At 61.5% G+C, this 13,869-nt stretch carries 12 protein-coding genes; 5 read left to right on the top strand and 7 right to left on the bottom strand.

All coding sequences use genetic code 11. From position 1 onward, the window contains the following. Window positions 1–55: 55 nt before the first annotated feature. From AC58NV_RS12365 to AC58NV_RS12345, 5 genes are all read right to left on the bottom strand, one after another. The gene (locus AC58NV_RS12365) at window positions 56–1,138 is read right to left on the bottom strand and encodes an extracellular solute-binding protein (RefSeq protein WP_497227406.1); all 1,083 of its coding nucleotides are present in this window, start codon (window positions 1,136–1,138) and stop codon (window positions 56–58) included. Then, entirely contained in the window at window positions 1,129–2,841 is a 1,713-nt protein-coding gene (locus AC58NV_RS12360; protein ID WP_497227405.1) for an ATP-binding protein, read from the bottom strand. The genes AC58NV_RS12365 and AC58NV_RS12360 overlap by 10 nt, the downstream gene beginning before the upstream one ends. 634 nt (window positions 2,842–3,475) lie before the next feature. After that, window positions 3,476–3,721 (bottom strand): GNAT family N-acetyltransferase, encoded by a 246-nt coding sequence (locus AC58NV_RS12355; RefSeq protein WP_497227404.1) that lies wholly within the window; start codon window positions 3,719–3,721, stop codon window positions 3,476–3,478. Between the two features lie 136 nt (window positions 3,722–3,857). Continuing rightward, a complete protein-coding gene (locus tag AC58NV_RS12350) occupies window positions 3,858–4,115 on the bottom strand; it encodes a YjhX family toxin (RefSeq protein ID WP_497227403.1) in 258 nt (85 codons plus the stop codon). A gap of 277 nt (window positions 4,116–4,392) precedes the next feature. Continuing rightward, complete coding sequence (locus AC58NV_RS12345; protein WP_497227402.1) at window positions 4,393–5,298, bottom strand: LysR substrate-binding domain-containing protein; 906 nt, start codon at window positions 5,296–5,298, stop codon at window positions 4,393–4,395. Between the two features lie 117 nt (window positions 5,299–5,415). Here AC58NV_RS12345 and AC58NV_RS12340 point away from each other — a divergent pair, with 117 nt between their 5' ends. The 4 genes from AC58NV_RS12340 to pbfA all read left to right on the top strand — a co-directional run bounded on the left by AC58NV_RS12340 (window position 5,416) and on the right by pbfA (window position 10,762). Next, the gene (locus AC58NV_RS12340) at window positions 5,416–6,603 is read left to right on the top strand and encodes a 2-aminoethylphosphonate--pyruvate transaminase (RefSeq protein ID WP_497227401.1); all 1,188 of its coding nucleotides are present in this window, start codon (window positions 5,416–5,418) and stop codon (window positions 6,601–6,603) included. 20 nt (window positions 6,604–6,623) lie between these two features. After that, a complete protein-coding gene (gene phnA / locus AC58NV_RS12335) occupies window positions 6,624–7,868 on the top strand; it encodes a phosphonoacetate hydrolase (RefSeq protein WP_497227400.1) in 1,245 nt (414 codons plus the stop codon). Window positions 7,869–7,885: 17 nt separating this feature from the next. Continuing rightward, entirely contained in the window at window positions 7,886–9,334 is a 1,449-nt protein-coding gene (gene phnY / locus AC58NV_RS12330) for a phosphonoacetaldehyde dehydrogenase (protein ID WP_497227399.1), read from the top strand. Between the two features lie 81 nt (window positions 9,335–9,415). After that, on the top strand, window positions 9,416–10,762 hold the full coding sequence (pbfA, locus tag AC58NV_RS12325) for a (R)-1-hydroxy-2-aminoethylphosphonate ammonia-lyase (protein WP_497227398.1): 1,347 nt from the start codon (window positions 9,416–9,418) through the stop codon (window positions 10,760–10,762). A 70-nt stretch (window positions 10,763–10,832) separates the two neighbouring features. Here the strand turns inward: pbfA and AC58NV_RS12320 are convergent, their stop codons facing one another. Together AC58NV_RS12320 and AC58NV_RS12315 are read right to left on the bottom strand one after the other, a co-directional pair. Continuing rightward, window positions 10,833–12,200, bottom strand: coding sequence for an NCS1 family transporter (locus tag AC58NV_RS12320; protein WP_497227397.1), 1,368 nt, complete (start codon window positions 12,198–12,200; stop codon window positions 10,833–10,835). A gap of 22 nt (window positions 12,201–12,222) precedes the next feature. Further along, window positions 12,223–12,921 (bottom strand): aspartate/glutamate racemase family protein, encoded by a 699-nt coding sequence (locus AC58NV_RS12315; RefSeq protein ID WP_497227396.1) that lies wholly within the window; start codon window positions 12,919–12,921, stop codon window positions 12,223–12,225. 134 nt (window positions 12,922–13,055) lie between these two features. Here AC58NV_RS12315 and AC58NV_RS12310 point away from each other — a divergent pair, with 134 nt between their 5' ends. Then, window positions 13,056–13,751, top strand: coding sequence for a GntR family transcriptional regulator (locus tag AC58NV_RS12310; protein ID WP_497227395.1), 696 nt, complete (start codon window positions 13,056–13,058; stop codon window positions 13,749–13,751). Window positions 13,752–13,869: the final 118 nt, after the last annotated feature.

Raw genomic sequence — 13,869 nt, 5'->3', positions numbered from 1 at the left:
TTGCCGTGCGTGCACGGCGATAGATTTCAACTGATCCTGCAAACGCCTTGTGCCGCTAGAGCCCGATCTGAAGCAGCCGCCAGCGGCGGTCGAGGGCCCGTTTTTCCTCACCACCGCGGGGTTTGACGAAATAGAGCCTGCTGCGGATCTCTTGCGGCAGAGACAGCGCGGGAATTTCGTATCTGGGATCGCGGATCTCTGCACGGGAGGCCGGCACGCTACTGGTGGCATTGTTGGAAAGTGTCGCCCGTGCCATCTCTGCAGGTTGCAGTACATGGTTTACTAGCTGGTTCGACGCCTCCAGATTGCCGGCGTCGTTTGGGATCACAAAAAGGTCTGCCCACAAATTGGTGCCTTCCTTCGGTATCACATACTGATACCGGTCGCTTTGTTTTTCCAGCAGCGGCGCCAGCCCTTCGGTGCTCCAAGCGACGGCCAGGCAAACTTCGCCGTCCATCAGTGCATCATACTGGTAAGAGTCAAACGACCGGACATAAGGCGCGATCGCCGACAGCACGCCAAAAGCGGCCTCCAGATTCTGCTCCGATTGTGATTGCGGGTCCATGCCAAGATAGGCAAGCGCGGCGGCTACGAGTTCCTCGACGGAGTTGACAATTGTTATGCCGCAGTCCTCTAGCTTGCTGGCATTTTCAGGGTCGAACACAAGCGCCCAGCTGTCGAGCGGCGCATCCGGCAGGCGCTCCTGTATCGCAATGCGGTCATAGGCGATGCCGGTTGTCCCCCAGAGGTACGGTAAAGCGTAGCCTTCGGCCGAAGGCATGGATGCCAGGAAAGCCTGCATCAGTTGAGAGTCTAACCCCACCGCGTTCGGAATATCTGACAAGCGGAATTTTCGGATCGCTCCGGCCGCTGCCAGGCGACCGACCGTCTCAGACGCCACGATTGCCAGGTCATAGCCTGTGCCGCGGGCAATCAGCCGCGCTTCGGCTTCATCAGAATCGCCATAGGTGTCCAGAACAACTTCATTGCCCGTAGCGTCCTGGTAGTTCTGTAGAGTATCCTGGTCGATGTAGCCGCTCCAGTTGTACAGCCACACCTGGCCAGGCTCAGCCGTGGTCGGCCCCGCCAGCGCGGCTACAGCTGCAAGGGCTGTGGCAATTGTGGCTCTCAGGCGCATATCGTACCCCCTTCGCTGGCTTTGCCAGCTTCCTCTGGCCACAGGCGGGTTAATGCAGCGGCAAGCGCTGCCTTGTTGACGGGCTTTGCGATGTAGTCGTTCATTCCCGCGGACAGACCTTCGGAGCGCTGCTCGTTCATCGCATTGGCGGAGAGACCGATAACCGGCACCGGGTTCAGGCCCAGCTCTTGCTCTCTCGCGCGGATTGCCTGGGTGGCGCCGAGCCCGTCCAGTTCCGGCATCCGGACGTCCATCAGCACTAGATCGGGCTGCCAGCTGTGCGCCAGCTCAACTGCCTCGAACCCGTTGCCTGCCGTGATGACGGTGCATCCCAACCGCTCCAGCATCTTGCCCGCGACCATCTGGTTGACCCTGTTGTCATCAACAACAAGCACCTTCTTGCGGAAAGAGGCATTGACCGGTTCAGGCTCGGCAACCGCAGCAGGGTGCGGGACATGTCCGGCCGGGAATTCAATTGTGAACTCTGCACCTTTGCCTACCGCGCTTTGCAGCGAAACCCTGCCGCCGATCGCCTGGGTGAGGTTTTTTACGATCGCAAGGCCCAGCCCTGTTCCGCCAAACCGTGTGGTTGTGGTTGCATCGGCCTGCGCGAATTGCTCAAAGATCCGTTCCTGCGCTTCTGGCGGTATACCGATCCCGGTGTCGCGCACGGCAATTCGGATCATCCGTGCCCCACCCGTGGTAGACTCCAGCTCCTGCAGCTTCACTCCGACGGATCCCTTCTCGGTGAATTTCAATGCATTGCTGATCAGGTTGACGACAATCTGGCGGATCGCGGTGCTGTATCCCAGCACGTGCCAGTTGCTGACCTTCGGACACACGCTCAGATGCAGACCGATCTTGGCGCTTTGGGCCCGCGCGGAAAATAGGTCGATGACCTCCAGGCAGGTCGCGCGGACGTTAAACGCCTCGGCTTCCATCTCCAGCTTTCCGGCTTCGGCCTTGGACAAGTCCAAGACATCGTTGATGATGCTGAGCAGAGAATTGCCGCTGATGATCATCATGCGGATCATGTGCCGCTGGTTGTCATCAAGCTTAGTATCGTTCAGCAGCTCTGCCAGACCCAGAACACCATTCAGCGGGGTCCGGATTTCGTGGCTCATAGTTGCCAGAAACACCGATTTCGCTTCCGACGCGGCCTCTGCCTTGCGCTGACTCGCCTCGATCTCGGACTGTGCGCTGATGATGAAGCGCTCCATTGGAAGATGCACAAACCGGGCAGCGACAAAAATACCGATGGCGCCGATGATCACAGCCGCCGCCGCATACAGAAGCTGGGTTTCCGCAGCAATGCGGCCGGTCTGGGCCTCGGCCTCTTTTGCCCGCATGAATACCGGCAGCAGCCGCCTCGACAGGTCCGATGCTAGTGCCGCAGCTTTTACATCAGCGACGGCTTTCCGGCTTGTAACGGGATCGGTTAGAACTCCGCTCAGCAACAGGATGTCCTCAAGTTCGGAGACCGGGTTCAATGTTGGCTGGGTCAGGATTTCCTGCGCTTGCGGTGAAAAGGCGGCAAGTGCGCTGTCGCCGGTGAGCTCCGCAATGGAATCTGCCACGGTTCTTGCGCTGCGCCGGATGCGCCCGCGCGCAATCAGTGCCTTCTGGCTGCCCGGATCGTTCTTCAATTCTTCAAATGCCAGTGACAGTTCCGCCAAGGAGACCAGAATCTGGTCAAGCACCATGGTGTTTCCCGCCCGCCGCGCGACGCTCCTTTGGCCAGACAGGGTGACACAGAAAGCGGCCACAGCGGCGGCCAGCAAGATCGCCAAGGCGATACCGCTGCGAAACCTGAGATATTTTCGAGTGACACGCTGCTTCGTCATTTAGCGCCTGGAGTTTTGTTGTTTTGGTAAGTTATTGCGGCGGTTCACGGCAGACTAGAACTGAAATTCTATTCTGAAAAGCAGGCATCTAGAATCAATGAATCGTCTTAAATGAAAAGTTTAACCCGCACTCATCTTGCAATTGCTAGGGGCCGCCTCTGAACAGGCCCGTGCCGGGGCGGCTGTATCCAATTATCAATTTGAAAAATAACGGCACGAAGAAGCCGAGACTCAAGCCCATGGAAAGATAAGACCGCGGAGGCAGCTTGCTCTTCTCTGGGGACTTAAATAAGGGCCTGAATACCGGGCAGCGCAGGGCTGGTCGGCTGATGCGGCAACATGGAATATCCGCGGTCAAAACCTGCAAGCACGAGGCTGCACCCGGGAGAGGTCGCAGGTTTTTTCAACGCAACTATCCGGCAAAAAGGCTCAGTGAAGGATACCTCGACCGGGCCAAGGTGAAGTTCGCGTTGGCCTTCGACGGCAACTCGCTTTAGGCAAAGGCCTTCCCTTCGGGAGTGGGGGCCAGCAGATAGCATTTGGCGTCCGGGTGATCGTGGAAACGAAATGGCGTGAACAGCACATTGCCCGCCACCCGGCCGTCCCGGCTGGCGCTGATTGAGATGGTGTCCGGCAGGGCGAGCAGACCTTCCGCAAGTTCTGCGATTTCAGGCCCTTCCTCGGCGCCGAATGCCAGGCGGTGAATGTTTTTTATGGTTTCTATTTCCTTAGGGTCCATTTCAGGTCTCCTCGTGATGAATTGCTTTGGCCGCACCGGGCAAGGGGCTTGCCCTGGCCGGCGCGGCATCGGGTGCCCGCCCCCCTTGCTGAGGGGCGGTCCGGGCGGAAAGAGCCTGCCATTGGCATGGCCGTTCCTACCGCTGGTTCATTTGCGCGCGCACCGATCTGATCCCCAGCGGCGATGCGCGGTAGGGGCCGCCGTTGCGCGAACGGATGAAGCGCCGTTTCAGAAGGCGCTGGAACACGGCCAGGGTGCAGTCGGACAGCACATGGCCTTCGCGCGTGTAGCAGGTGACGCCGTGGATCTTGCCGTTTGCAAGCCGCTCATGGCGGATGGATCCGCCAAGGGCGAGTTCAAGCAAAACACGCTGCTCGTGCTTTGAGATATTCAAGGGAGTGTCTCGATTTATGAAAGTGCAAGAATAGGGTCACTCAGCGTCACGCGTGAGTGGTCCTGTTGTTGCGGGTGTTCCCGAAGGTTTCGCCGGGAACGGGCGTCAGGCCCGGGTCTCTTTCATAAAATCTCCATCACGAGAGGAGTCATGCCTCAGGCAAACCGCGTAGGGAGCCGTGTATCCGGGAAAGGTTAAGTCGGGCGGGGAAGATGTCCGGGCACTATGAGCGCGCAAACGGGTCAGGAGTGCTGAATGTGATGACCAACAGGCCGCATTAGCTGCCTGGTAGTACCACCCCCCCGGCAGCGTCCTTTGCCGCCTGGATACCTTTGGCAAAGTCCATGAAGGCGCGGATCACCCGGACGTCGCGGCGCTGGGTGAGGTAGATGATGCTTTCGCTCATCGTGAGCTCTGCATCGCGCAAGCTGTATCTGACCAGGCGGTCGTCGTGGCCAAACTCGGCCTCGGAGACGAAGCCGATGCCCGCGCCGGAGGCAACAAGCTCGCGCACGGCCTCCCGGCCCTCGGCGACAATCGCGGGCTTCAGCCGGATGCCCTGCTCGCGGGCGGCCGTCTCCACCTTCTCGCGGGTCTTGGAGCCTTCCTCGCGGAACACCAGCGGCAGCTGTGACAGTTCCCGGAACGACAGAGTCTTCTGAGAGGCCATCAGCAACCCGCGCGCGGCGAAGGCAACAATGCCGGTGGCGCCGAGGTTCAGCACGCTCATGTCCTTGCCGGGAGACAAGCTGCCCGCCACGCCGATTTCGGCGTTATAGTCGCGCAGCTCATCGATGATTTCGCCGGTGTTTCCCGCGCGCAGCGAGATGACGACATTCGGATAGCGTTTCTGGAACGGCCCCAGGAAACCGGTCATGTGCTGGGCCGAATCCGCGATGATGCGCAATTCGCCCTCAATCGCGGCGCGGGTTGCCGACAGGAAGTCCCCGATCTGGGTTTCCACCTCGAAATACTGCTTGGTCAGATGCAGCAGTTCCTCACCCGCCTCTGTCAGGAACACCCGTTTCTTCTCCCGCCGGAACAGCAGCACGTCGTGGTCCTGCTCCAGTTTGCGCACCTGCTCGGAGATCGCGGGCTGGGTCAGATGCAGGGCTTCTGCGGCGCGGGAAAAGCCGCCCAGAAGAGCCACATGGTGAAAGGCCTTAAGCTGCGAATGGCGCATGATCAGTCCCCCGCGGATTTGTATAGGTCTGACCTATCATTGAATTGTTTTTTGCAATTTTACATATGATTGAGGCTGGCGCAATCATGCTCTCGAACCATGCTTTGGAGACAGGCAATGACCGCTTCCGCACCGCAGATTGACCCGCCTTTTCTAGGCGAACCTTACCTCCTTACCCCTGGGCCGCTGACCACATCCTATGAGGTGAAACAAGCCATGCTGCGGGACTGGGGCAGCTGGGACGATGACTTCCGCGCCATGACACGCGACATGCGCAGCCGCCTTCTGGCGCTCTTGGGTGAGGGGGCTGGCGAATATGACTGCGTGCCGATGCAGGGCTCCGGCAGCTTTGCGGTGGAGGCGATGCTGGCGTCCTTTGTGCCGCGGGACGGTAAGGCGTTGGTGCTGGCCAATGGCGCCTACGGCCTGCGCTCGGCGCAGACGCTGCAATACCTGGGCCGCGACTATCAGCTGCTGGACAAGGGCGATTACCTGCCGCCGCGCGGGGATGAGGTGGCGCAGATCCTGGCAAATGATCCGTCGATCACCCATGTGGTGGCGATCCACTGCGAAACCTCTTCGGGCATTCTAAACCCGGTGGAGGAGATTTCCGAGGCTGTTTACGCCGCGGGTCGCAAGCTGCTGATCGACTCGATGTCGGCCTTTGGCGCGATCGAATTGAAGCCCTCGCAGATTCGCTATGAAGCGATGGTGTCCTCGGCCAATAAATGCATCGAGGGCGTGCCAGGTTTTGGCTTTGTCATCGCCCGCAAGGATGAGCTGGAGGCAGCCAAAGGCAACAGCCATTCTCTGTCCTTGGATGTGCATGCGCAGTGGGCGCATATGGAAAAGACCGGCCAGTGGCGGTTCACGCCGCCGACCCATGTGGTGGCGGCCTTTCTGGAAGCGCTGAAGGCGCATGAGGCCGAAGGTGGCGTCGAGGGGCGCGGCGGCCGCTACACCCGCAACCGCGACGTGATGGTTGCAGGCATGCGCGATCTGGGGTTCGAGACCCTGCTGCAGAACCGCTGGCTGTCACCCATCATCGTCACATTCTTTTGCCCTGCGGATGCGAATTTCGTCTTCGATCGCTTCTACGATTTGATGAAGGAAAAGGGCTTTATCATCTACCCGGGCAAACTGACGGTTGTGGACAGTTTTCGCGTCGGCTGCATCGGGCAGATGGATGAACATGTGATGCGGCAGGTCGTGACTGCCGCCAAGGAAACGCTTGCCGAAATGGGCGTCGCCAGCGCGGCCCCGCCCGCCGCGGCGCTGGAAGAACGCGCCAAACTGGCTGCCTGAGACACAAAGGACTTCGACATATGACCATTCAATCCCCCGTCGTGGCAAACGGCCGCGCCTATGATGTGCCCAAGACCTGCGCGATTGCCATCTGCCTGGACGGCTGCGAGCCGGAGTATCTGGATAAGGCAATTGCCGACGGTCTGATGCCCACGCTCAAGCGGATGCGCGCGGAAGGCACCGACCGGCTGGCGCATTCGGTGGTGCCCTCCTTCACCAATCCCAACAACCTGTCGATTGCGACAGGCCGTCCGCCGGTGGTGCACGGGATCTGCGGCAACTACCTGATCGACCCGGATACCGGCGAAGAGGTGATGATGAATGACGTGCGCTTCCTGCGCGCGCCGACGGTGTTCAAGGCGTTCTATGACGCTGGCGCGCGGGTGGCGGTGGTCACTGCCAAGGACAAGCTGCGGGCGCTTCTGGGTGCAGGTCTGGCATTCGATGAGGACCGTGCCAAATGCTTCTCGGCGGAGAAATCCGACAGCTCCACCGCGGCTGAGCATGGTCAGGAGAAGGCATCCGAGTGGCTGGGCATGGCGCAGCCCGAGGTCTACTCGGCTGAACTCAGCGAGTTTGTCTTTGCCGCCGGGGTGAAGCTGCTGAAGGAATGGGCGCCGGATGTGATGTATCTGACCACCACCGACTATGTGCAGCACAAGTACAGCCCTGACCAGGCGGAGGCCAAGGCCTTCTATGAGATGTTCGACAAGTACCTGACGGAGCTGGACGCGCTGGGCGCCGCCATCGTGGTGACCGCCGACCACGGCATGAAGCCCAAGCATCACGCCGACGGCTCCCCCAGCGTGATCTATGTGCAGGACCTGATGGATGACTGGCTGGGCGAGGGTCAGGCGCGGGTGATCCTGCCGATCACAGACCCCTATGTGGTCCATCACGGCGCGCTCGGCTCCTTTGCCACCTGCTACTTGCCTGAGGGCGCGGACCGGGCGGAGATCATGGAGCGGCTCGCGGGTTATGACGCGATTACCGATGTGCTGACCCGCGAGGAGGCGGTGGCCCGGTTCGAACTGCCCGCCGACCGGATTGGCGATATCATCCTGGTTTCGGGCGAGAACATTTGCATCGGCACGTCTGAGCACCGTCACGATCTGGCGGCGCTTAATGAGCCGCTGCGCAGCCATGGCGGGCTGACCGAACAGGAGGTACCCTTCATTTGCAACCGCGTCCTGCCGCTGCCGGAGCGCCCGGTGCTGCGCAACTTTGATGCGTTTTTCTATGCCGCGCAGGCGGCGGCGTTGTAACCATGAAGGATCAGGCGATGAGCGATACCGAAATCCGCAACGAGGGCATGCGCATCGGCGGCGAGGTGGTCTTTACCGAAGAAACCGTGCCGGTTCTCTACCCCTATTCCAACGAGGTGGTTGGCCATGTGCCGGCAGGTCAGGCCGAGCACGCCCGCAAGGCGTTTGAGATTGCCGCGAACTACACGCCCAAGCTGACCCGCTACGAGCGCAGTCAGATCCTGCAGCGGGCAGGGGAACTGATCGGCGAGAAGCGCGAGTGGCTGGCCAAATGGCTGACGCTGGAGCTGGGCATCTGCCACCAGCACGCGATCTATGAAACCAAGCGCGCCCAGGACGTCTATCAGTTTGCCGCTGCCGAGGCGCTGAAGGACGATGGCGAGATCTTCTCTTGCGATCTGACGCACAACGGCAAGGCGCGCAAGATCTTCACCAAGCGCGAGCCGGTCAAGGCGATCTCGGCGATCACCCCGTTCAACCATCCTTTGAACATGGTCAGCCACAAGATCGCGCCCGCGATTGCCACCAACAACTGCATGGTCTGCAAACCGACCGAGCTGACACCGCTGACCTGCATCGCGCTGGCCGATATCCTGTACGAAGCGGGCCTGCCGCCGGAGATGTTCCAGGTGGTCACCGGCTGGCCCAAGGACATTGGCGACGAGATGATCACCAATGAAAACATCGACATCATCACCTTCACTGGCGGCGTACCAGTGGGCAAGATGATTGCCGAGAAGGGCGTCTACAAGCGGCAGGCGCTGGAGCTGGGCGGCAACGACCCGCTGATCGTGCTGAATGATCTCTCCGACGCCGATCTTGAGAAGGCGGCAACCATCGCCGTAGCCGGCGCCACCGGCAACTCCGGTCAGCGCTGCACTGCGATCAAGCGCATCCTGGTGCAGGAAAGCGTCGCGGACAAATTCGTGCCGCTGGTTCTGGCGAAGGCTCGAGCGATCAAATTCGGCGACCCGCAGGACCCGGAAACCGAGCTGGGCTGCGTGATCCACGACAAGGCGGCGGAGCTGTTCGAAAACCGCGTCTATATGGCTGAGGCCGAGGGTGCCGAGATCCTGTATCACCCTGGCCGTCAGGGGGCACTGCTGCCACCCATCGTGGTCGACAAGGTGCCACACAACAGCGAGTTGGTGATGGAGGAGACCTTTGGCCCGATCGTGCCCATCGTCCGGGTGCCGGATGATGATGCCGAAGTAATGCGGATCTCCAACTCGACCGAGTTCGGCCTGTCCTCGGGTGTCTGCACCAACGACCTGAACCGCGCGATTGCCTATATCAACGGGCTGGACGTGGGCACCTGCAACATCTGGGAACAGCCCGGCTACCGGATCGAGATGTCCCCCTTCGGCGGCATCAAGGACTCGGGCAACGGCGTCAAGGAAGGCGTTATTGAGGCGATGAAATTCTTCACCAACGTGAAGACCTATTCACTCCCCTGGCCGGAATAACTCCGGCCCGCCGGGGCTGGCTCCACCCGGCCCCGGCCTTTTTCAGCTTTCTCTTTTGACCCCCTCGAACGGAGGCAGCACATGCTCGTCCATACGGAAGGTGAATCCAACACCTCTGAGGCCCGCAAGGCCTGGCTGAAGACATCCATCGGCCCCAATTCCGCACCGCTGCTGGAACGGGACGCGGATGCCTTCCTGCACCAGAGCTTGTCCAGCCCCTGCGTCAGCACCATCGCCAAGGCAGAAGGCATTTGGGTCGAGGACATGGACGGCCGCCGCTACATGGATTTCCACGGCAACTCGGTGCATCACCTGGGCTATGGCCATCCCAAACTGGTCGCCGCGATCAAGCAGCAGCTGGACGACCTGCCGTTTGCACCGCGCCGCTTCACCAATGAACCCGCGGTGGAACTTGCAGAGAAACTGGCGGCAATCACCCCCGGCGATCTGGGCAAGACCCTGTTCACCACTGGCGGCTCCGACGCCAACGAGGTGGCGCTGAAGATCGCCCGCGCCGCCACCGGGCGGTTCAAGACCCTCAGCTTCTGGGATGCGTTTCACGGCGCCGGTTTCGGCGCCGCCTCGGTCGGGGGCGAGGCCACCTTCCGCAGCCATATCGCCGGGCCGCTGCTGCCGGGAACGGAGCATGTGGCACCCTTCAGCCCCTCGAATTGCGCCTACGGCCACAAGTCTCTGGAGGCCAGCGCCGAGGCCTGCGCGCGGATGATCGATTATGTGCTGGGCCGCGACGGCGACTATTGCGCCTTCATTGCGGAAGCGATGCGCGCAGTCCCCAACGTGCCGCCGCCGGGGTTCTGGAAATCGGTTCGTGAGATCTGCGACCGCCACGGCGTGCTGCTGATCCTGGATGAGATCCCCACCGGGCTGGGCAAGACCGGGCAGATGTTCTCCTTCCAGCATGACGGGATCGTGCCTGACATCGTGACACTGGGCAAATCGCTGGGTGGCGGCATCCTGCCCATCGCCGCCTGCGTGGCGCGGCACGATCTGGATGTCTGCGGCGATTTTGCCATCGGCCATTACACGCATGAGAAAAACCCGGTCACCGCCCGCGCTGCCCTGACCACGCTGCAGATCATTGAAGAGGAAGGGCTGGTTGAGCGTTCTGCGGAATTGGGCCGCCACGCGCTGGAACGGCTGCGCGACGCTCTGGGCCAGGTGTCCATCGTCGGTGACATCCGCGGCCGCGGGCTGATGTTCGGGGTGGAGATTGTCGAGGACCGCCAGACAATGGCGCCCGGCATCGCCAGGGCTGAGCAGATCTACTACGCCTGCCTTGAGGGTGGCCTCAGCTACAAGATCAGCCAGGGCAGCGTGCTGACCCTGTCGCCGCCGCTGACGATCTCCCGCGAAGACCTGGACCGGGCGCTGGATATCGTGATTGCTGCGGTCAAGGCCGCTGCCTGATCCGGCACTCCAGCGCACATGAAAAGCCCCGCCGCTGGCGGGGCTTTCCTTTGAAAATGTATACCGGCGATCAGTCCAGGAAACGCTTGGCGGCGGGCAGGTGCTGCATCAGCAGGTAGTAGGACAGACCAGCGGGCAGCAGGCTGGCGTACCAGGAGATGCCGGAGAAGATCAGCGCTGCTGCAACCCCGATGCCCATGGCAATCACCGCGGCCCAGTTCACGCCCTGATAGGGGCCGGTCTCGTCATAGAGTTTGCCCAGATCCAGCTCCTGCTTGCGCAGAATAAAGTAGTCCACCACCAGGATCGCGAAGATCGGGCCCAGAAAGGCGGAGTAGGTCTGGATGAACAGGCTGAGGCCGGCAGCGGATTCATCCTTGACCAGCTCCCACGGGAAGGTGGCGAAGGCCAGCAGGCCAACGATGACAGCCGAGGTCTTGAACTTGATCTTGAAGATATCCATCAGCGCATAGGCCGGCGGCACCACGTTGTTCAGGATGTTGGTGGTGACCTGCGCGAATGCGATGAACAGCAGGGTGATAACCAGCAGCGGCTTGTTGTCGACAGCGCTGGAGAACACCTTGATCGGGTCGACCTCGCCGGTGGCGCCGGAGACCATCAGACCGATCAGACCCATGAACAGCGTCGCAGGCAGGATCGAGTTGGCATAGATCGCCACCTGGCGGAACGGGCCGACGTTGCGGCGCAGCTCGCGCGAGTAGTCGGAGACGTTCAGCATCATGGTGCTGTAGATGCCCAAGAACAGCATGGTGGCTCCCCAGAAGGGCGCGCCCCAAGTGCCTTCGACATTGACCAGATTGGCGGAGATCTCGTCGCCGTATTTGCTGATCACGCTGAAGAACATGTAGATCAGCGAGCCGATGATGAAGACGGAGCCGATGTTCTCCAGCCATTTGATGCCGTGGAAGCCTAGAACCGACAGGCCGATCTGCAAGAGCTGGAAGCCGATGAAGAACGCCACCATGTTGTCATAGCCGAACAGGGTGTCGGAGACGAGGTTCAGCGCCCCGGCGCCGATCCAGCTCTGGAAGCCGAACCAGACGATGGCCGGGACTGAGCGCACCAGCGCAGGCAGACGGGTGCCGGCAAAGCCGAAGGCGGAACGCGCCTGCACCATGAAGGGGATGCCGTATTTGTGGCCGGCCTGGCCGTTGATCATCAGCGCGATGCCGATCACGGTGCAGCCGATGGCGATGGCGACAAAGGTCTGCAGCAGGTTCAGCGTGCCCACCAGGCCGGAGCCGATAGTGAAGGTGCCGATCGACACACAGCCGCCCAGCCAGGCAAACAGGTAGGACCACGGGTCCATGATCCGGGTTTCCTGCGGTGCAAGGCTCTCCTCCCCGATCCCCTTGCTGCTGTGGTCCTCTATGCCGCCGCCTTCGACGACGGCTTCCAGTTCTGCGTTCATGGTCATGTCTTCCTCCCTGACGATACCACTATTTCCGGTTGGGGTGCGCATAGGCGTTGATCTTGCTGGTCTTCAGGCCGCAGCCCGCCAGCGCCTCGATCATCCGCGTTGCCGCACTGACCCCGTCGATGACGGGAATGCCTGTCTCCTTGCTCAGCCATGCTGTGAGGTCGGCCATACCGGCACAGCCCAGCACCATTGCTTCGCACTGGTCTTCCTCGATGGCGCGCAGGATCTCAGCGCGGATCTTCTGGTGCGCATCCGATCCTTCCTCTTCCAGCGCCAGCACCGGAATCGCGGCAGAGCGCACCCGGCGGCACTGGTGGCTGAGGCCGTAGCCATGGACCAGGTGCTCGATCACCGGCACTGCGCGGGGCAGGGTGGTGACCACGGTGAAGGAGGTAGCCAGCATGCTGGCGGCTTTCACCGCCGCTTCGCAAATGCCCAGCACCGGTCCGGACGCCAGCTCTCGGCAGGCGCCGATGCCGGGATCGTCGAAACAGGCGACAACGATGCCGTCCACGCCCTGCTCCTCGCCCGCCGCCACCTGGGCCAGCAGACCGGGCAGCGACATCGCCTCGTCGAAATGGCCTTCGATGCTGGCGGGCGCGCCTGCCGCGGTGGCTCCCAAAATGGTGACACCGGGGCTGGCAGCGGCCTCCGCGGCCGCGACGATCTTCCGCGTCATCGACTCGGTCGAGTTGGGATTGACGACCAGGATTTTCATATGCTCCTCCTTTGTTGTCATTTATTGTTAACAATATTTGGTAACACGTCAAGCCGGCCGCGCCTCGGCGCCATTGCCAAGCGTCCTGACGGCCCTTAAGTTGCGGCGGCGCAGGAAAACTTTTTTGAGGCTTCATGAAGGATTCTCCCGAAGATCAGATCGTGAATGCGATTCTCGACGCGATTGCCGAACAGCGGCTGCCCGCGGGCACCAAGCTGGGCGAGCAGGCGCTGAGCGATCTGTTTTCCTGTAACCGCGCCAATGTGCGCCGGGCCCTGGCCTCGCTGGCGGCGCAGCAGGTGGTGGAGCTGCGCCCGAACCGCGGCGCCTTTGTGATGACGCCTTCGCCCAAGGAGGCGCGCGACATTTTCCAGGCCCGCCGAGCGATCGAGCGGACCATTGCGCGCCACGCCTCCGGTCGGGCCTCGGCGGACGACATTGCCTTTCTGCGGGGCAACATCCTGGAGGAAGCCACGGCGCGTAAAGCGGGCGACAAACCGGCAGAGCTGCGCGCCTCGCGCCAGTTCCACATGCGGATTGCGCAGATTGCCGGCAATCTGGTGCTGGAGCGGTTCCTGTCGGAGCTGACCATGCGCAGCACGCTGATCCTGGGGCTTTATTCGCCTACCGGCAGTTCCTCCTGCGCCGAGGATGAGCATGACCGGATCGTCGATGTGCTGGAGTCCGGCGACACTGACGAGCTGGTCCGGCTGGCGGACGAGCACTTGCGCCATCTGGAGGCGGGGTTGAATTTCGACGAGCCGCCTGCCGCGCCGATGAGCCTGAAGGAACAGCTGATGGCACCACGCAGCAGGCCTCAGGCCAAGTAAGGCAGGCGCTGCAGCACGCCAAACGGCCTCCTCCTCCCTGACCTAACCTTTGTAGCCCGTTCGCGGGAATAAACACATCCCTGACGTGTGTTTCTGGCCTTTCGGGCCGATGCGCCGC

This window comes from Leisingera sp. ANG49 (genome assembly GCF_059694505.1).
Note: the sequence above shows the minus strand (reverse complement) of the source record. Positions and strands in the feature narration are given on the sequence as shown.